At 48.4% G+C, this 18,070-nt stretch carries 16 protein-coding genes and 2 pseudogenes; 10 read left to right on the top strand and 8 right to left on the bottom strand.

Going from position 1 to position 18,070, the window contains the following annotated elements:
• Window positions 1-68: 68 nt before the first annotated feature.
• Genes fliT through fliD form a run of 3 tightly spaced genes read right to left on the bottom strand, consistent with a single transcriptional unit; the run spans window position 69 to window position 2,308 of the window.
• Window positions 69-467 (bottom strand): flagella biosynthesis regulatory protein FliT, encoded by a 399-nt coding sequence (gene fliT, locus D9742_RS09325; RefSeq protein ID WP_130236715.1) that lies wholly within the window; start codon window positions 465-467, stop codon window positions 69-71.
• Complete coding sequence (fliS, locus tag D9742_RS09320; protein ID WP_130236714.1) at window positions 467-877, bottom strand: flagellar export chaperone FliS; 411 nt, start codon at window positions 875-877, stop codon at window positions 467-469. Before fliS ends, fliT begins: the two co-directional genes overlap by 1 nt.
• 15 nt (window positions 878-892) lie before the next feature.
• Window positions 893-2,308 carry a flagellar filament capping protein FliD gene (fliD, locus tag D9742_RS09315; protein ID WP_130236713.1) on the bottom strand — a complete coding sequence of 472 codons (1,416 nt, stop codon included), beginning with the start codon at window positions 2,306-2,308 and terminating at the stop codon, window positions 893-895.
• A 246-nt stretch (window positions 2,309-2,554) separates the two neighbouring features.
• On the opposite strand from fliD, the gene D9742_RS09310 reads away from it, so the two are divergent.
• The 4 genes from D9742_RS09310 to tcyJ all read left to right on the top strand — a co-directional run bounded on the left by D9742_RS09310 (window position 2,555) and on the right by tcyJ (window position 6,387).
• Window positions 2,555-3,865, top strand: a complete 1,311-nt coding sequence (locus tag D9742_RS09310) for a FliC/FljB family flagellin (RefSeq protein ID WP_130236712.1) — start codon at window positions 2,555-2,557, stop codon at window positions 3,863-3,865.
• A gap of 317 nt (window positions 3,866-4,182) precedes the next feature.
• The gene (gene fliA / locus D9742_RS09305; RefSeq protein WP_064529323.1) at window positions 4,183-4,902 is read left to right on the top strand and encodes an RNA polymerase sigma factor FliA; all 720 of its coding nucleotides are present in this window, start codon (window positions 4,183-4,185) and stop codon (window positions 4,900-4,902) included.
• 45 nt (window positions 4,903-4,947) lie between these two features.
• Window positions 4,948-5,499, top strand: coding sequence for a flagella biosynthesis regulatory protein FliZ (gene fliZ, locus D9742_RS09300; protein ID WP_130208735.1), 552 nt, complete (start codon window positions 4,948-4,950; stop codon window positions 5,497-5,499).
• A gap of 87 nt (window positions 5,500-5,586) precedes the next feature.
• The gene (tcyJ, locus tag D9742_RS09295) at window positions 5,587-6,387 is read left to right on the top strand and encodes a cystine ABC transporter substrate-binding protein (protein ID WP_130218652.1); all 801 of its coding nucleotides are present in this window, start codon (window positions 5,587-5,589) and stop codon (window positions 6,385-6,387) included.
• A 21-nt stretch (window positions 6,388-6,408) separates the two neighbouring features.
• Here tcyJ and D9742_RS09290 read toward each other — a convergent pair.
• From D9742_RS09290 to D9742_RS23410, 3 genes and pseudogenes are all read right to left on the bottom strand, one after another.
• Window positions 6,409-6,653: pseudogene (locus D9742_RS09290) on the bottom strand (IS3 family transposase); the annotation flags it as partial.
• Window positions 6,654-6,676: 23 nt separating this feature from the next.
• Window positions 6,677-10,645, bottom strand: a complete 3,969-nt coding sequence (locus tag D9742_RS09285; protein WP_240780471.1) for an autotransporter outer membrane beta-barrel domain-containing protein — start codon at window positions 10,643-10,645, stop codon at window positions 6,677-6,679.
• 443 nt (window positions 10,646-11,088) lie between these two features.
• Window positions 11,089-11,223, bottom strand: a pseudogene (locus D9742_RS23410) (integrase); the annotation flags it as partial.
• Between the two features lie 241 nt (window positions 11,224-11,464).
• On the opposite strand from D9742_RS23410, the gene dcyD reads away from it, so the two are divergent.
• The 4 genes from dcyD to sdiA all read left to right on the top strand — a co-directional run bounded on the left by dcyD (window position 11,465) and on the right by sdiA (window position 14,835).
• A complete protein-coding gene (gene dcyD, locus D9742_RS09275) occupies window positions 11,465-12,451 on the top strand; it encodes a D-cysteine desulfhydrase (RefSeq protein ID WP_130236710.1) in 987 nt (328 codons plus the stop codon).
• 14 nt (window positions 12,452-12,465) lie between these two features.
• Window positions 12,466-13,134: a cystine ABC transporter permease gene (gene tcyL, locus D9742_RS09270; protein WP_130223595.1), complete on the top strand. Its 669-nt coding sequence runs from the start codon at window positions 12,466-12,468 to the stop codon at window positions 13,132-13,134.
• Window positions 13,131-13,883 (top strand): L-cystine ABC transporter ATP-binding protein TcyN, encoded by a 753-nt coding sequence (gene tcyN, locus D9742_RS09265; protein ID WP_130236709.1) that lies wholly within the window; start codon window positions 13,131-13,133, stop codon window positions 13,881-13,883. The genes tcyL and tcyN overlap by 4 nt, the downstream gene beginning before the upstream one ends.
• A 229-nt stretch (window positions 13,884-14,112) precedes the next feature.
• Window positions 14,113-14,835: a transcriptional regulator SdiA gene (gene sdiA, locus D9742_RS09260; RefSeq protein WP_130236708.1), complete on the top strand. Its 723-nt coding sequence runs from the start codon at window positions 14,113-14,115 to the stop codon at window positions 14,833-14,835.
• Between the two features lie 66 nt (window positions 14,836-14,901).
• Here the strand turns inward: sdiA and yecF are convergent, their stop codons facing one another.
• Window positions 14,902-15,126 (bottom strand): DUF2594 family protein YecF, encoded by a 225-nt coding sequence (gene yecF, locus D9742_RS09255; RefSeq protein ID WP_000106474.1) that lies wholly within the window; start codon window positions 15,124-15,126, stop codon window positions 14,902-14,904.
• Window positions 15,123-15,239: a hypothetical protein gene (locus D9742_RS23405; RefSeq protein WP_240780466.1), complete on the bottom strand. Its 117-nt coding sequence runs from the start codon at window positions 15,237-15,239 to the stop codon at window positions 15,123-15,125. Before D9742_RS23405 ends, yecF begins: the two co-directional genes overlap by 4 nt.
• Window positions 15,240-15,584: 345 nt before the next feature.
• Between D9742_RS23405 and uvrY the strand changes: the two genes are divergently transcribed.
• Window positions 15,585-16,241 (top strand): UvrY/SirA/GacA family response regulator transcription factor, encoded by a 657-nt coding sequence (gene uvrY, locus D9742_RS09250; RefSeq protein ID WP_064529316.1) that lies wholly within the window; start codon window positions 15,585-15,587, stop codon window positions 16,239-16,241.
• On the top strand, window positions 16,238-18,070 hold the full coding sequence (uvrC, locus tag D9742_RS09245; RefSeq protein WP_130208553.1) for an excinuclease ABC subunit UvrC: 1,833 nt from the start codon (window positions 16,238-16,240) through the stop codon (window positions 18,068-18,070). The genes uvrY and uvrC overlap by 4 nt, the downstream gene beginning before the upstream one ends.

Below are 18,070 nucleotides of genomic sequence, written 5' to 3'. Positions count from 1 at the left end.
TTCGACTCCACATGAGGGGAACATTAGAAGCGTAGCCGTAATCAGGTTATTCGCGAGTAATCCTACCTTTATGCTTTGCCAAAATTCAGATGGCTAGAAAAATCGATGATATTCTCCTGCGGCGCCAGTACGTAGCCGCCCTGGTCGCCGTAAGCACTTAATACGGATTTTTGCATCGATGACTGACCAACCAGCTTCGCCAGTTCATCCATCCGGACCTGCAATAACTGTTTAACGTTGCTTTCGTTGTCCAGGACGAGGCGTAACATCGGTTTGAGTTGTTCCTGCATCATGGCAGAGGGTTCCATCTCTTCCGTCAGGTGTGCGATTTGTTGCACCGCATTCACATAATCCATTTCGCTGGCGATGAGTTCGTCCCATCGTCCTTCTGTCGCCAGGCGTAACATGAACTGGCTTTTTTCGACAAGTTGTTGCCAGGCAAAATACAAGTGCGGTGCTTGGTTCATCAGACAGGGTCCTGAATCAAAGAAGGGGAGAGTAAAGTCTCTTTCCAGGCATCGGCAATATTGCGCATCAACGTTTCCACTTCTTCTACTGCGGAGACATCGTTACGCAAATTCGCTTGCAGCAAACGCCTGACCATATAGCTATAGAGCGCAATTAAATTCTGGGTTAATTCATCCTGGCTTTCTTCTTCGAGGCTCACCTTTAGCCCATTCTCAATAATGTTGATAGCTTTTGATAAAGAAACGCCTTTACCTTCCAGGTTGTTGTCCTGCATAAACAGTCGTGCTCTTACCAGCGCACTCAACACGCCGTCAAATAGCATGGTAACCAGTTGCTGTTGGCTGGCGCTCATCACGGCGCTCTCAACGCCAATTTGTGCATAGGCCTGCGTGCCTTTTGCGCTGTACATAGTCTCTCCTGAAGATTATTTCGAGCTGCTATTTGATGTGTCGAATTGCTGTGTCAGATAGCTACTGGTGGAGTTAAGCGAGTTCATTAACACATCCAGTTGGGTGAACTGGGCTTTGTAGCGCGTCATTAATGTATCGATACGTTCACTGGCAGCGTTGTACTGATCCGTCAAATTGTTCAGTGTTTTGCTTACGCCATCTTTTGCAGCCTGGATTATCCCGGTGGAGGAGAGCCAACTGGTCAGGTTGCTGCTAATGCTGGTGGTTACGCCAGTGCTTTTACCGTCACCAATAAACATTTCACCTACGCCAGCGGCATCTTTCTTCAGGGCCGTTTGCAGTTTGTCGGTCGCTATTTCCAGCTTACCGGTACTGGCATCCGTCGTGATACCAATCTGTGCCAATGTTTTATAGGCCGAGCTACTATGCGTATTGGCAAGCAGCGTTTTTAACTGGGTCTGGATGGTGCGCAGCGTGGAGTCACCGAGTAACGCGCCGTTGCTGGAGTCCTGACTTTCTGCCCCGGCATCGACTGCGGTGTATTTTGTTAAGCTGCTGAACGTATCCTGTAACGTGTTATAGGCATCTACCCACGCTTTAACCGCATTTTCAGCTTTAGATGTGTCTTTGCTGATGGTGAGGGTCTGATTACCGGTGGTGACGTCATTCAGGTTGAGAGTGATATCTTCCAGCGCGTCACTGATAGTGTTGCTGCTGTTTTCAATCTCAACGTTATTAACCGTCAGTTTGGCGTTCTGCGCGGTGACGCTTTCAATCATGCCATTGCTGCTATCACCCGACGTTCCGTTGTAACCCATAAAACTTTGCAGGGCGCTGTCGCCGCTGACGCTCAGTTTCATGGCGTTATCGCTACCGGTATCATTGGCGGTGATAGACAAACGATACTCGCCGTTACCCACATTGATGATACTGGCGCTGACACCGGCTTTGGCGTTGTTAATTGCATCGCGGATGCCAGAGAGTGACGAGTTAGCCGCGCTGATATCAATCGTGACGGGATCTTTTCCACCGCCTTGCTGGATGGTCAGTACGCTATCGCTGGTGGCGATGGCGGCTTTGTTGTCTTTTTGGCTGTTTTGGGTAGTGAGCGTCTGTGCCTGTGCCAGTTGGCTGACACTAATGGTGTATTTTCCGGCAATCGCGCTGCCCGTGGTGGTGGCGCTAAAAGCCGAGGAACTGCTGGTGGTTGAGGTTGCGGTAAATAAGTCGGCTTTATTCAGTGCCGTGTTGGCGGTCTGAAAACTCTCCAGCGCGCTTTTCAGCGTCCCGTAGGCGCTCAGTTTCGCAGTGTACGAGCTTTGTTGTTTTGATATCGGCGTCAGGGTAGATTTTTCTGCCGCCTCAAGACTGTCGAGGATGCTGCTGAGATCCAGCCCCGACCCAACCCCGAGCGTTGAAATACTAGCCATATATATTCCTTAATCATGCGACATGTAGAACGAATACCGGGGTTATCGGCGGAAGCGGGGCAAAGTTTACGATTTATTTTTGGGCTTAATGACATGAACAGCAACGAGGAAGGGGAGTATTTCGACGGCTAGAAAAAAATTCTAAAGGTTGTGAGTGACCAGACGATAACAGGGGTGACGGCGACGAAGCCGAAGGGTGGAAGCCCAATACTTAAACCGTAGAGCTAAAAAACAGGAATAAAAATTATGGCACAAGTCATTAACACCAACAGCCTCTCGCTGATCACTCAGAACAACATCAACAAAAACCAGTCTGCGCTGTCGACTTCTATCGAGCGCCTCTCTTCTGGTCTGCGTATTAACAGCGCGAAAGACGATGCCGCAGGTCAGGCGATTGCTAACCGCTTCACCTCTAATATTAAAGGGCTGACTCAGGCCGCGCGTAACGCCAATGACGGTATTTCTCTGGCGCAGACCGCAGAAGGCGCTCTGTCCGAAATCAACAACAACTTGCAGCGTGTGCGTGAGTTGACCGTTCAGGCGACGACCGGGACTAACTCTGATTCTGACCTGTCTTCTATTCAGGACGAAATCAAATCCCGTCTGGATGAAATTGACCGTGTTTCCGGTCAGACCCAGTTCAACGGCGTGAATGTGCTGGCAAAAGACGGTTCGATGAAGATTCAGGTTGGCGCGAATGATGGGCAGACCATCTCTATCGATTTGCAGAAAATTGATTCTTCAACGCTGGGATTGAATGGTTTCTCCGTTTCGGGTCAGTCGCTGAATGTTAGCAGTTCCATTACTCAAATTACGGGTGATAAAGGAACGAAGCCCGTTGGTGTTGATTTCACTGCTGTTGCGAAAGATCTGACTACTGCGACAGGTAAAACAGTCGATGTTTCTAGCCTGACATTACACAATACACTGGATGAGAAAGGGGCTGCTACTGCACAGTTCGTCGTTCAATCCGGCAGTGATTTCTACTCCGCGTCGATTAATCATACAACCGGTGAAGTCACGTTGAATAAAGCCGATGTCGAATACAAAGACACCGATAATGGACTAACGACTGCGGCTACTCAGAAAGATCAACTGATTAAAGTTGCCGCTGATTCTGAAGGTAAGGCTGCGGGATATGTAACATTCCAGGGTAAAAACTACGCTACAACGGTTGCAACGGCGCTTGATGACGACACTGCAGCAACAGCCACAGGGAACAAAGTTGTTGTTGAATTATCTACTGCAACTCCGACTGCACAGTTCTCAGGGGCTTCTTCTGCTGATCCACTGGCACTTTTAGACAAAGCGATTGCTTCTGTCGACAAATTCCGCTCCTCCCTCGGTGCCGTACAAAACCGTCTGGATTCTGCGGTCACTAACCTGAACAACACCACCACCAACCTGTCTGAAGCGCAGTCCCGTATTCAGGACGCCGACTATGCGACCGAAGTGTCCAACATGTCGAAAGCGCAGATCATCCAGCAGGCGGGTAACTCCGTGCTGTCTAAAGCTAACCAGGTGCCGCAGCAAGTTCTGTCTCTGCTGCAGGGTTAATCGCCAAAACCGGACTAACCGATAGTGACAGCAAACGCCAAATTGCCTGATGCGCTACGCTTATCAGGCCTACAAGGTGAATCGCAATTAATTAAATTTGCATATTCGTCCAGGCCGGATAAGGCGTTTACGCCGCGTCCGGCAAGATAAAGCGTACGTTGTCAGATCTCTTAACCCCGCGTCCGGCGGGGTTATTTTGCTCATTATTTACCGATCACTCTAAATAACCGCTTATTTCACCCATTAATCGTCCGATTAAAAAACCTGCAGAAACGGATAATTATGCCGATTACTTATATAACGCAGGGTTGTTTATCGTGAAATCACTCTATACCGCTGAAGGTGTAATGGATAAATACTCGCTGTGGCAGCGTTATATCCCGCTGGTGCGTCACGAAGCATTGCGCCTGCAGGTCCGACTGCCCGCGAGTGTAGAACTTGATGATCTCCTACAGGCGGGCGGCATTGGATTACTTAATGCCGTTGAACGTTATGACGCCCTGCAAGGAACGGCATTTACAACTTACGCAGTGCAGCGAATCCGTGGCGCTATGCTGGATGAACTTCGCAGCCGTGACTGGGTGCCACGAAGCGTGCGACGCAATGCGCGTGAAGTGGCACAGGCAATGGGGCAACTGGAGCAGGAACTTGGCCGTAACGCCACAGAAACTGAAGTGGCAGAACGTTTAGGGATCGAAATCGCCGATTATCGACAAATGTTGCTTGATACTAATAACAGCCAACTCTTTTCCTACGATGAGTGGCGTGAAGAGCACGGCGATAGTATTGAACTGGTAAGTGACGATCATCAGCGCGAAAACCCGTTACAAAAATTACTGGAAAGTAATTTGCGTCAACGAGTAATGGAAGCCATCGAAATGTTGCCGGAGCGTGAACAGTTAGTATTAACGCTCTATTACCAGGAAGAGCTTAATCTCAAAGAGATTGGCGCGGTGCTGGAAGTTGGTGAATCGCGGGTCAGTCAGTTACACAGTCAGGCCATTAAACGGTTACGCACCAAACTGGGTAAGTTATAACTTAGGTAAATGCCGCACATTAATTTTGAATACCAGGAGTTCTTAATAATGATGCAGCACCAGAAAAGGCGGCCATTGAGTCGCTATCTTAAAGACTTTAAACACAGTCAAACCCATTGCGCATTTTGCCGTAAACTACTTGATCGCATTACGCTGGTTCGCGACGGCAAAATAGTAAATAAAATCGAGATTTCCCGTCTCGATACACTGCTTGATGAAAATGGCTGGCAGGAAGAACAAAAATCATGGTCCGCGTTGTGTCGTTTTTGCGGCGATTTACACTGCAAAACGCAGAGTGATTTTTTTGATATTATCGGCTTTAAGCAGTTTCTCTTTGACCATACTGAAATGAGTCCCGGTACTGTGCGCGAGTATGTGGTACGTCTACGTCGTTTGGGTAATTACTTAAGCGAGCAAGATATTTCCACCGACCTGCTGCAGGATGGTTTTCTTGATGAAAACCTGGCACCCTGGCTACCCACCACAAGCACCAATAATTACCGCATCGCATTACGTAAGTATCAGTGTTACCAGACGCAAACTCGCGGTGATCTTGCGCAGAATTCCCCCTGCATGTCAGCTTCTGATATATATTAAATAAGAATAAGATGTAGCAGAGTTGTTTTTGTGTTTACAAACAATGGCTCTACACTGCAAACCAACAAAACAACATTCGGGGTGAATATGAAACTAGCACATCTGGGACATCAGGCGTTGATGGGCGTTATGGCCGTGGCGCTGGTTGCGGGTATGAGCGTGAAAAGTTTTGCCAACGAAGGCCTGCTCAATAAAGTGAAAGAGCGTGGCACGTTGCTGGTGGGACTGGAAGGGACTTACCCGCCGTTCAGCTTTCAGGGCGATGACGGCAAGTTGACTGGTTTTGAAGTGGAATTTGCCCAACAACTGGCAAAACATCTGGGCGTTGATGCCGCATTAAAACCGACCAAATGGGACGGGATGCTGGCGTCACTGGATTCTAAACGCATCGATGTGGTGATTAACCAGGTCACCATTTCTGATGAACGCAAGAAAAAATACGATTTTTCTACCCCTTACACCATTTCCGGTATTCAGGCGCTGGTGAAAAAAGGTAATGAAGGCACAATAAAAACCGCAGACGACCTGAAAGGTAAAAAAGTTGGCGTTGGTTTAGGCACCAACTATGAAGAGTGGCTGCGTCAGAATGTTCAGGGTGTTGATGTGCGCACCTATGATGATGACCCGACCAAGTACCAGGATCTGCGCGTAGGCCGTATTGATGCCATCCTGGTTGACCGTCTGGCGGCGCTGGATTTGGTGAAGAAAACCAATGATACGCTGGCAGTAACTGGTGAAGCCTTTTCCCGCCAGGAGTCAGGTGTCGCGCTGCGTAAAGGCAACGAAGACTTGCTGAAAGCAGTTAACGATGCCATTGCAGAAATGCAAAAAGATGGAACCTTGCAAGCCCTTTCCGAAAAATGGTTTGGTGCTGATGTGACCAAGTAATCAACGTATGGTCTGGTCCTGCTATAAGTTGACAGATTTCTGTCTGTAAAACGCCTGATGAACGTCATCGGGCGTTTTGTATTTTAGTGCCAGGTGTGGCCGCTCATGGTTATAAATTGCCACGGATTTTTACTATTTCCCGGACCTGCAGGACGCGAGTTTTTCAGGAGCCCGTTTATTCGTTCAGCCAGTGCATTCTGGTCGCAGTCATAACCAACGGTCATTGAGCAGGTTATCCCGTTTCTCTCATGCACTGACTGATAAAGAGCTGGCTACTCCACTACCCGGTTCAGAATGTATACTTCGCCCCCAGCATGGCAGAGGCGTCACTGTATCCTTTGTCACCGAGTTGTACACCCACATTGCCCCACAGGTTCAGATGGTCATTTATCTGTCCCTCAACGCCGGTTTTTACTTCTCCGATATTGCTGGCGCCGTCCTGATGTACCGTCACACCGTTCATGCGGGTGCCAAAATCACGGGTGTTGTGCAGCCAGTTCACCTCAACGAACGGACGGAACTCATGGGATTTGCCGTCGTCCATTCTGCTGTGCCCCTTAATCCAGGTTTTCACGCCCAGACGGGTACGGACGTTACCGTCACCGGTGCTTTCAACACGGGTACCATTGCGTTCATGGTGCTCATCAGCTTTTACGCCCATCCAGATAACCTGAGCCTGAGGCTGGACATACCATTCGTTCAGACTGCCATGGCTGCCAGTAAACTCACCGGTTTTCCAGGCATAACCGGTTTCCAGTGAGGCTGTCAGACCTTTTGATTTCCACGATTCCCCCGGCAGTCCTTCACCTTTCACATCGTTATCGAACCAACTGTACTGTGCCCAGCTATCCAGATAAGCCCCGCTAAGTGTCTCATCATTAGCATACCAGGTGGCATACAGACCTGTGTTGTATCCTTTCACACTGCCTTTTGAACTGTATCCGGTACGTACAGAATCTGTATTGTTATGGTCATTGCCGTAACCAGCCATAACCCCCAGATGCCAGCGGTCAGAGCTGTTCCGGCTCCACTGAGCCAGGTCACCGCCCATCTGCAGGACGTAACGGTTACCCTGTGTTTTCAATTGGCCTGTACCGTCACTCCAGCGGTTGTGTTCACCTTCATGGTGCATCCACATGCTGGTTTTTTTCTGCTCGCCGGTAATCACATCGGTGTAATGCATCGGCCCCAGGCGTTCATGAAGACGGGATACGAACATGGTGTTTGCGGCAGCAATGTTCGCCGTGTAGGAGCCAGCTTCCGGGCGCAGGTCGTTGTCATGACCAGCCGGAGCAGGTGCAGGGGCAGGGGTTGGCATTGCTTTCAGAGCGCGCAGCAGGTACGGAGTGTTTTTACCACTGGTCAGATACCAGTTACCGCTGTTGCTTCCCTGACCACGTCCCAGCGTGTAGTCATAAGCCCCGGCAGCAATACGCCCGGCCTGAATAAATGCAGCACTGTCAGCATTTCCGTCGACATGAATCAACTCAATACCGTTTAGTGTCTGTGATCCGGTACCACCTGCATTTATAACAACCACTCGGGTCTGGCTGGAAGCATTGCCTCTGATTACCAGTTTGTCTGTTGCGGAGCTGTCATTTCCCAGAGCGGTGTTCATGAGCAGTAAGCCATTATTACCGGTATAGTTACCTCCGATCGTCAGTACATTACCCGGAGCATCGGCTCTCAGGTCAAGAGTACCGCTGTTGGTTACGTTCCCGGCGACACCACCAGAGCCGGAGAGTGTCCCCTGCTGAGAGATGGTGACCTGACTGTTGGCAAGCATGACAGGTGCATCAGCCTTGCCCAGAATCAGTGTGCCGGCAGTGTTAACCGAGCCAGCTCCCAGTCCGTCAGTATTAAGCACCTTCACCATTGCCTTTTCTGCGATAGTGGTGGTGGCATTCAGGGCGCGGGTGGCACCAGTAATATCGAACACGCCACCGCTGATGTTCAGGGAGCCAGAGCCGATGAGGGTACCTGCAGACAGGCCTCCACCTGCCAGGGTCAGATTACCGCCATTAATGTTCAGTATGGAACCTGCTGCGCTGTTCAGTTTACCTGCAGTCTGGCTGTGGCCGTTCATGTCCAGCATGGTATCAGCTGCCAGACGAATCTCGCTGGTCTGCCCCAGAGCACCGTTGCTGTCCATGCGGACATTGCCGCCGCGGATGTCTGTTACACCCGTGTAAGTGTTTTTGGAAGACAGAATCAGTGTTCCTTCGCCGGCTTTGGTCAGCGTTTTTCCATCCCAGCCATGAGATAACTGAACAGCATTGTTATCTGCAAGTCGCACCTTCAGCTCTAACACCGCGCCTTTCCTTAGATCAAACGTGCCATATCCATTTCCTGAGGGGTCATTCCACTTCAGGGAAGAACTAACCTCTTTTACTGTCTGCCCGTTACCACTAAGTGATGTTAAAACATAGTCTTCAGCACCATCACTCAGTAGATTATTATGCTGATAAATATTATTTTCAGAGAGCCCTGTTATGCCGTCGGAGGTCGTCAACAAGCCGTACTCATTTTGCTTCCATATTGTCATGGCAGTATCAACATTAAGCACTGCACCGTTATTGAACTGAATACTTTTGGCAGTTAAATGACTGGAACCTGTACCCATATTAAGCGATGAATCCCTGTCAAATACCGAACTTCCGCTAAAGGTGACATCAGCTCCCGAAACGGAAACATGTGTACCTGTACCCGCACTCAGATTGCCTTTTATCTCAGCGCTTGCGGAGTCTTTATTTGTAATGGACAGAGAATTACCATCAGAATTATTTACAAGATTATTCAAAACAATATCACCTTGAATGGTAGAACCGGCGTAGAGATTCAACGAGTTAGCTCCACCATTCAACGATATTGCGGTGTCACAATCTTGCCCTCTGTTACCAGATACCCCTCCGGAGAAGTGATAGTTACCTTCACCTTCCCGTCCACCACTACCAGGCAATATCCTGCCATGATTATTTATCGTAATATCACTCCCGGATATAGCAGTACCACCATTACCTCCGTTGCCACCATTACCTCCGGTACCAGTATTATTATTTTCATGGGAACGCCCACCATCGCCACCATTACCACCAGTGCCGCCATTTCCACCAATAATATTTCCATAATTATTTATTTCCATATTATTTCCAGATATGGCAATCCCACCACTACCACCAATCCCACCAGTACCACCAGTACCAAGGGGCGCTGAATCAGTGTGATCATATTCATCTGTACCACCTTCACCACCTTCACCACCAGTGCCCCCCTGTCCGCCAGTTATATCTCCTGTATTATTTATCTTAATATTATTACCATATATAGCAGTCCCTCCAATGCCACCACTACCACCGCTACTCCCATTAATATTTTGATCGGTAGTAAATTCGACACTACCTTCACCACCGCGAGCACCATCCCCCCCCTGGCCACCTGTAATGTTATTATTATTTATTATCTCCGTATTATTTCCGGATATGGCCGAGCCTCCATTCCCTCCTGTGCCGGCAGAAGACCCCCATACCGCCCACCAGGCACCACTACTACCTTGCCCGGCAGTGATGTTTCCGTTATTGCTTATTTGAAGATTGTTGCCAGATATGGCAGTCCCACCAACAGCAGGAGTCCCAGTTAAACCACCGCTCTCATCGCCATAACCACTGGCTCCAGGCATTCCGCCATTGCCACCCGTAATGCTTCCATTGTTTGTAATGGTAAGATCATCTCCGGAAATAGCGGTACCCGCTTCACCTCCATCGCCTCCGCCATTACCATAACCTCCCCAACCACCCTTACCACCGGAAATATCACCATAATTAACAAGAGTAAAATTATTTCCAGTAATGGCTGTACCGCCCTGGCCTCCTGCAGATCCCATCTTTGTTACATCATCATCACCAGCCCATCCGCCTTCACCACCACTAATGTTCGTACCGCTGTTAATTATCAGGATATTTCCATCCTGTAACGAACCAGGTACAACATTAACAATGAGAGCATCTTCACCAGCTTCCCCATCATCATTATTATGTGGCCTGTGATGCGAGGCATCAGCACCAATGATATTTTCAGATATTTCTGCAGGGTTTCCTTCAGAAAGAGTAACTTCCATTTTGGCTCCCAAAGCAGGCTGAATGGCCAGAGTGGCAGATATAAGACTGCAAAGTAATGTAGTCTTCATTCCCTCTTGCGTTACACCGAATGTTTTTCTGTTTTTTATATAGATATCAAACTTTTCTTTTTTATTAATTTTCATTTTCACAAAAGCTCCAATTTTTTGTTTAAGAATGGTGGATTAAATGTTTTGACTGTATAAATGTCATTGGGAAATAATATGCATTATCTATTCATCATACAAATGATCGATGCGAGCATTATTGCAAATAAACAGAAAAAATCCATCTCAGGCAATCAGGTTGATTTTTTTTGACGAGTAATTTGAAATTGTAATGTTTTCTGGGTGTTAGTTTGTTTATGGATTGGTGTAATTTTAGATAGTGAGTGTTTCTCTGCTGTTTTATAAGAAAAGTGCCTGAAAATATCGTCATGGGATATAATATTTTTATCCTAAAAACAGACCTGGATATAAATAATAATTAATGCAAAGATAATGATTACCATATTAATGAACGGGTACGGATAACCAGGCTTGATCAACCTAAGATGCCAGGAGAAATTATACCCGTAACCAGGGAAAATCAGATTTTCGGCTTTATGGACATAAGCAGCCTTTACACTGTTACGTTCCTGATGACCCATCGGACATTCAACAGCATCACGGGACCACAAATCTGATTCTATTAACACACTACCTGCTATCGCCCGGAATCCATGAGTACTACAGTTGCCATATGCTCAACAAAAGACCGAGAAAAACGCTAGACTATGAATCATCCGCAGATCGGTTCAACCAGTGTGTTGCATTCCTCGGTTGAACTCACAGCCAGGAACGTGTCAACGTTACTCTGGGCGGGGCATAATGACAAAAAAGGGCGCTTTAATCGGTGCATTTTTTATTTATACGTTTCCAGCGTGCATAATAACAAGATCACAACAACACACATCGGAGGCTTTTATGCCACTGCATAATTTAACTCGTTTTCCACGGCTGGAGTTTATCGGCGCACCGACACCGCTCGAATATATGCCACGTTTTTCTGATTATCTCGGGCGGGACATTTTCATCAAACGGGATGACGTCACCCCGTTGGCAATGGGCGGAAATAAGTTACGCAAACTGGAATTTCTCGCAGCAGATGCCTTGCGCGAAGGAGCTGACACACTGATTACAGCCGGAGCGATTCAGTCTAATCATGTGCGCCAGACTGCCGCAGTGGCCGCAAAACTTGGTCTGCATTGCGTGGCGCTGCTGGAAAATCCCATTGGCACTACTGCAGAAAACTATTTAACCAACGGCAACCGCTTGTTGCTGGATCTGTTCAATACTCAGATTGAAATGTGCGATGCGCTGACCGATCCTGATGCCCAACTGGAAGAGTTAGCGACTCGCGTCGAAGCGCAAGGCTTTCGCCCATATGTCATTCCGGTTGGCGGTTCCAATGCTTTAGGCGCATTGGGCTATGTGGAGAGTGCGCTGGAAATCGCCCAGCAGTGTGAAGGGGCGGTTAACATATCGTCGGTGGTGGTGGCATCAGGCAGTGCCGGAACTCACGCCGGGCTTGCAGTAGGGCTGGAACAACTGATGCCTGAAACAGAACTGATTGGCGTGACCGTTTCGCGTTCCGTTGCTGATCAGTTGCCGAAAGTGGTTAGCCTACAACAGGCGATCGCGAAAGAACTGGAACTGAATGCATCAGCGGAAATTTTACTCTGGGATGACTATTTTGCGCCTGGCTACGGCGTGCCGAATGACGAAGGCATGGAGGCGGTGAAACTGCTGGCGCGTCTGGAAGGCATTCTGCTTGATCCCGTGTATACCGGAAAAGCGATGGCGGGGCTGATTGATGGTATAAGTCAGAAACGCTTCAAAGATGAAGGGCCGATTCTGTTTATTCATACCGGCGGCGCGCCTGCACTGTTCGCCTATCATCCCCACGTTTAGCTCCGGAAACGCTCATGCAAGAAAGCATACAACTGGTTATTGATTCGCTGCCTTTCCTGTTGAAAGGGGCAGGGTATACGCTGCAACTCAGCATTGGCGGCATGTTTTTTGGCTTACTGCTGGGATTTATTCTCGCACTGATGCGCCTGTCGCCCGTCTGGCCAGTGCGCTGGCTGGCGCGTTTTTATATCTCCATCTTCCGCGGTACGCCACTCATCGCGCAGCTATTTATGATCTACTACGGTTTGCCGCAGTTTGGCATTGAATTAGATCCGATTCCGTCAGCGATGATTGGCCTGTCACTGAATACTGCCGCCTATGCAGCCGAAACGCTGCGGGCAGCGATTTCGTCCATTGATAAAGGTCAGTGGGAAGCGGCTGCCAGTATCGGCATGACGCCGTGGCAAACTATGCGTCGTGCTATTTTGCCACAGGCCGCGCGGGTGGCACTGCCGCCGCTGTCGAACAGCTTTATCAGCCTGGTAAAAGATACCTCTCTGGCTGCGACGATTCAGGTGCCAGAGCTGTTCCGTCAAGCGCAGTTGATTACTTCGCGCACACTGGAAGTTTTCACCATGTATCTGGCGGCTTCGCTCATTTACTGGATTATGGCGACGGTGTTATCGACGTTGCAGAACCATTTTGAGAATCAACTTAATCGCCAGGAGAGGGATCCAAAATGAGTGCCATTGACGTTAAAAACCTGGTGAAAAAATTCCACGGTCAGACGGTGCTGCATAGCATTGATCTGGAGGTTAAAACCGGCGAAGTGGTGGCGATTATAGGTCCAAGCGGCTCCGGGAAAACCACGTTGCTACGCAGCATAAATTTGCTGGAACAACCAGAAGCGGGGACGATTACCGTCGGGGATATCACCATTGATACCGCGCGTTCGTTAAGTCAGCAAAAATCCCTGATTCGTCAGCTGCGCCAGCACGTTGGTTTTGTTTTCCAGAACTTTAATTTGTTTCCGCATCGCACGGTGCTGGAAAACATTATTGAAGGGCCGGTGATTGTCAAAGGCGAACCTAAAGAGGAAGCCACGGCGCGCGCACGTGAATTGTTGGCGAAAGTTGGCCTTGCAGGCAAAGAAACCAGCTATCCACGTCGTTTATCTGGCGGTCAACAGCAGCGAGTGGCGATTGCCCGAGCGCTGGCGATGCGTCCCGAGGTGATTTTGTTTGATGAGCCAACGTCGGCCCTGGACCCAGAGTTGGTGGGCGAAGTCCTGAATACTATCCGTCAGCTGGCACAGGAAAAGCGCACAATGGTCATTGTTACGCACGAAATGAGCTTTGCCCGCGACGTTGCTGACCGCGCTATCTTTATGGATCAGGGGCGGATAGTAGAGCAGGGAGCGGCTAAAGCGTTATTTGCCAATCCACAGCAGCCCCGTACCCGCCAGTTTCTCGAGAAGTTTCTACTGCAATAATAAGAAAAAATCAGCCCCGGCGAGTTAGTGACCGGGGCGGACCACACTTCTGAAGACTCAATAAACGGTCAATAAATCAGCATAACTCATTAATAACATAAGAGAATGCGATGTCTTGCAAAAGTAATTCATTATCTGAATAATATAAATTATATATAAATCTTATTTATGTGATAGCTTGAGTTTCCAGTATAAATGATACTCACTCTCAGGGGCATTGCGGTTTACTATGCAGGATACGGATTTTTTTAGCTGGCGTCGCACAATGCTGTCGCGCTTTCAGAGGATGGAGGCCGCAGAAGAGGTCTACCATGAAATAGAACGTCAGGCTCACCAACTTGAGTACGATTTCTATTCATTATGTGTGCGTCACCCAGTGCCGTTTACTCGGCCCAAAGTGTCTTTTTACACCAACTACCCCGAATCATGGGTCAGTTATTACCAGGCAAAAAACTTTCTCGCTATTGATCCCGTGCTCAACCCTGAAAACTTCAGTCAGGGCCATTTATTGTGGAATGATGACTTATTCAGTGAAGCCCAGCCATTATGGGAAGCTGCTCGTGCACATGGATTACGCAGGGGAGTCACCCAGTATTTAATGCTACCAAACCGGGCGTTGGGATTTTTGTCATTTTCTCGTAGCAGTACGCGTGAAATACCCGTTCTTAGTGATGAGCTGCAATTAAAAATGCAGTTACTGGTGCGCGAAAGTCTGATGGCGTTGATGCGTTTAAATGATCAAATAGTGATGACGCCGGAAATGAATTTCAGTAAGCGGGAAAAGGAAATTTTGAAATGGACCGCGGAAGGTAAGACATCGGCAGAGATAGCGATGATCTTGTCAATCTCCGAGAACACGGTTAATTTTCATCAGAAAAACATGCAGAAAAAAATCAACGCGCCGAATAAGACCCAGGTTGCCTGCTACGCTGCTGCAACTGGCTTAATATGACCTCTATTACATTCTGCGTGCCAGATGTAAAACCGGCTGAAAGGTGTGCTTTCAGCCGGTTTTATATTACTGACGGTAGGCCTGTTTAATTTGCTTAACCGTTTTGGAAAATACCGCAGCCTGGGTTTCGTCTTCGATCAGCGCAAGCTGTTTTTCCATCTTTAACATCACGCGGCCCGCGTCAGCTTGTCCCATCGCCTGCAGCATCAGCGTCAGCATCGCTTTCAGGCAGGAGACTTCATTTGCCAGTTCTTGATTATTCTCGGCAGTAGAAAAATCAGGCGTACTCATTTATTTTCCTCGTCATGTTGCAATGAAAATTTGCAGTAAAAAATGTTAAGGCGGCGGAGTATACCATAAGCTTTGCTAAAAATAGCAGTGGTTGTTTTTTGGCCGCCTTTCATCAATGATATTAAATTAGTTAATATAGTGGTTAATAAATATTTATATCATGAATGTTTTTTGTGCGTATTTATTGAGTTAATTAATGTTACATATTCATGCCGATGATTTTTCATTTGTGCTGAATGCAGTCAATTTTTGTCACATTTCAGTCTAACAGACAGGTTACAACGCCCCGGAAGCTTTATGGTGACGGACGTGACCATAACTGTGGACAATCGAATTATCAAAAATGAGAGAAAAATCGAATACCCACCATTTTTAACGTTTCAAAGTTGCAATAAAACCCGCTAATATACGGATGACTAACTATCAGTAGCGTTATCCCTATTTCTGGAGATATTCCTTTGATCAACGTTCTACTTGTTGATGACCACGAACTGGTGCGCGCAGGGATACGACGCATTCTGGAAGATATAAAGGGTATTAAAGTCGTTGGTGAGGCTTCCTGTGGTGAAGATGCCGTTAAGTGGTGCAGGGCAAATTCCGTCGACGTGGTGCTAATGGACATGAGTATGCCTGGCATTGGCGGCCTGGAGGCGACGCGTAAAATCGCCCGCTCAACCGCAGATGTCAAAATCATCATGCTTACGGTTCACACCGAAAACCCTTTACCAGCAAAAGTGATGCAGGCCGGCGCTGCGGGCTATCTCAGCAAAGGTGCGGCGCCGCAGGAGGTGGTGAGCGCGATTCGTTCTGTCTATTCTGGGCAGCGTTACATTGCTTCTGACATTGCACAACAAATGGCATTAAGCCAGATCGAACCAGAAAAAACAGAAAGCCCATTTGCCAGTTTGTCTGAACGTGAATTGCAGATTATGCTGATGATTACCAAAGGCCAGAAGGTCAATGAGATTTCAGAACAGCTTAATCTCAGCCCGAAAACGGTGAACAGCTATCGCTACCGTATGTTCAGTAAATTAAACATTCATGGCGATGTTGAGCTGACTCACCTGGCAATTCGCCATGGTCTGTGTAATGCGGAGACGTTAACAAGTCAGTGAGTGTTCAGTTTGACGCAAAAGCGTTTTTAAAAACCGTCACCAGCCAGCCGGGCGTTTATCGCATGTATGATGCTGGTGGTACGGTTATTTATGTCGGTAAAGCGAAAGACCTGAAAAAACGGCTTTCCAGCTATTTCCGTAGCAATCTCGCTTCGCGCAAAACGGAAGCGTTGGTCGCCCAGATCCAGCAAATTGATGTCACGGTGACTCATACTGAAACCGAAGCATTATTGCTGGAACACAACTACATCAAACTCTATCAGCCGCGTTACAACGTTTTGTTACGCGATGATAAATCTTACCCCTTTATCTTCCTCAGTGGCGATACACATCCACGTCTGGCGATGCATCGCGGTGCGAAGCACGCTAAGGGTGAGTATTTCGGCCCGTTCCCGAATGGTTATGCGGTGCGTGAAACTCTGGCGCTGCTGCAAAAGATTTTTCCCATTCGGCAGTGCGAAAATAGCGTTTATCGCAATCGCTCGCGTCCATGTCTGCAATATCAGATAGGGCGCTGCCTTGGGCCGTGCGTGGCCGGGTTGGTTAGTGAAGAAGAGTATGCCCAGCAGGTTGAATATGTGCGCCTGTTTTTATCGGGTAAAGACGATCAGGTGCTTAAACAACTGATTAGCCGCATGGAAACAGCCAGCCAGAATCTGGAGTTTGAAGAAGCGGCACGTATTCGCGATCAAATTCAGGCGGTGCGACGCGTCACCGAAAAACAGTTTGTTTCCAACACGGGCGACGACCTTGACGTTATTGGTGTGGCGTTTGATGCGGGCATGGCTTGTGTCCACGTATTATTCATTCGTCAGGGCAAAGTGCTCGGTAGCCGTAGCTATTTCCCGAAAGTGCCGGGTGGTACGGAACTGGGCGAAGTAGTGGAAACTTTTGTTGGTCAGTTCTATTTACAGGGCAGCCAGATGCGCACTCTCCCGGGTGAGATCCTGCTCGACTTTAATCTTAGCGATAAAACACTGCTTGCCGATTCATTATCAGAACTGGCGGGGCGCAAGATAAACATTCAGACCAAACCGCGTGGCGACAGGGCACGTTACCTGAAACTCGCGCGGACCAATGCAGCAACAGCGTTAACGACCAAACTTTCACAGCAATCTACCGTTCATCAGCGACTGACAGCACTTGCCAGCGTGTTGAAACTGCCGGAAGTGAAGCGGATGGAGTGTTTCGATATCAGCCATACGATGGGCGAACAAACCGTTGCCTCGTGTGTGGTGTTTGATGCTAATGGCCCACTGCGTGCGGAATATCGTCGCTATAACATCAATGGCATTACGCCGGGCGATGATTATGCGGCGATGAATCAGGTGTTGCGTCGGCGTTATGGTAAAGCCATTGATGACAGTAAGATTCCGGACGTGATCCTGATTGATGGTGGCAAAGGACAACTTGCGCAGGCGAAAAATGTCTTCGCCGAGCTGGACGTCCCCTGGGATAAAAACCATCCGCTGTTACTTGGCGTTGCCAAAGGGGCCGACCGTAAGGCTGGACTGGAAACATTGTTCTTCGAGCCGGAAGGAGAGGGCTTTAGCTTACCGCCAGATTCGCCAGCGTTGCACGTCATCCAGCATATTCGTGATGAATCACACGATCATGCGATTGGCGGGCATCGCAAAAAACGGGCGAAGGTCAAAAATACCAGCACCCTGGAAACCATTGAAGGCGTTGGGCCAAAACGTCGGCAAATGTTGTTGAAATATATGGGCGGTTTGCAAGGTTTACGTAACGCCAGCGTCGAAGAAATTGCAAAAGTGCCGGGTATTTCGCAAGGTCTGGCAGAAAAGATCTTCTGGTCGTTGAAACATTGA

The organism is Escherichia sp. E1V33, assembly GCF_004211955.1.
Taxonomy (GTDB): domain Bacteria; phylum Pseudomonadota; class Gammaproteobacteria; order Enterobacterales; family Enterobacteriaceae; genus Escherichia.
Note: the sequence above shows the minus strand (reverse complement) of the source record. Positions and strands in the feature narration are given on the sequence as shown.

Coding starts and splice junctions, on each gene's coding strand:
- fliT (WP_130236715.1), bottom strand. CDS start 467: ATGAACCAAGCACCGCACTTGTATTTTGCCTGGCAACAACTTGTCGAA.
- fliS (WP_130236714.1), bottom strand. CDS start 877: ATGTACAGCGCAAAAGGCACGCAGGCCTATGCACAAATTGGCGTTGAG.
- fliD (WP_130236713.1), bottom strand. CDS start 2,308: ATGGCTAGTATTTCAACGCTCGGGGTTGGGTCGGGGCTGGATCTCAGC.
- D9742_RS09310 (WP_130236712.1), top strand. CDS start 2,555: ATGGCACAAGTCATTAACACCAACAGCCTCTCGCTGATCACTCAGAAC.
- tcyJ (WP_130218652.1), top strand. CDS start 5,587: ATGAAACTAGCACATCTGGGACATCAGGCGTTGATGGGCGTTATGGCC.
- D9742_RS09285 (WP_240780471.1), bottom strand. CDS start 10,645: ATGAAAATTAATAAAAAAGAAAAGTTTGATATCTATATAAAAAACAGA.
- dcyD (WP_130236710.1), top strand. CDS start 11,465: ATGCCACTGCATAATTTAACTCGTTTTCCACGGCTGGAGTTTATCGGC.
- tcyL (WP_130223595.1), top strand. CDS start 12,466: ATGCAAGAAAGCATACAACTGGTTATTGATTCGCTGCCTTTCCTGTTG.
- tcyN (WP_130236709.1), top strand. CDS start 13,131: ATGAGTGCCATTGACGTTAAAAACCTGGTGAAAAAATTCCACGGTCAG.
- sdiA (WP_130236708.1), top strand. CDS start 14,113: ATGCAGGATACGGATTTTTTTAGCTGGCGTCGCACAATGCTGTCGCGC.
- yecF (WP_000106474.1), bottom strand. CDS start 15,126: ATGAGTACGCCTGATTTTTCTACTGCCGAGAATAATCAAGAACTGGCA.
- D9742_RS23405 (WP_240780466.1), bottom strand. CDS start 15,239: ATGAAAGGCGGCCAAAAAACAACCACTGCTATTTTTAGCAAAGCTTAT.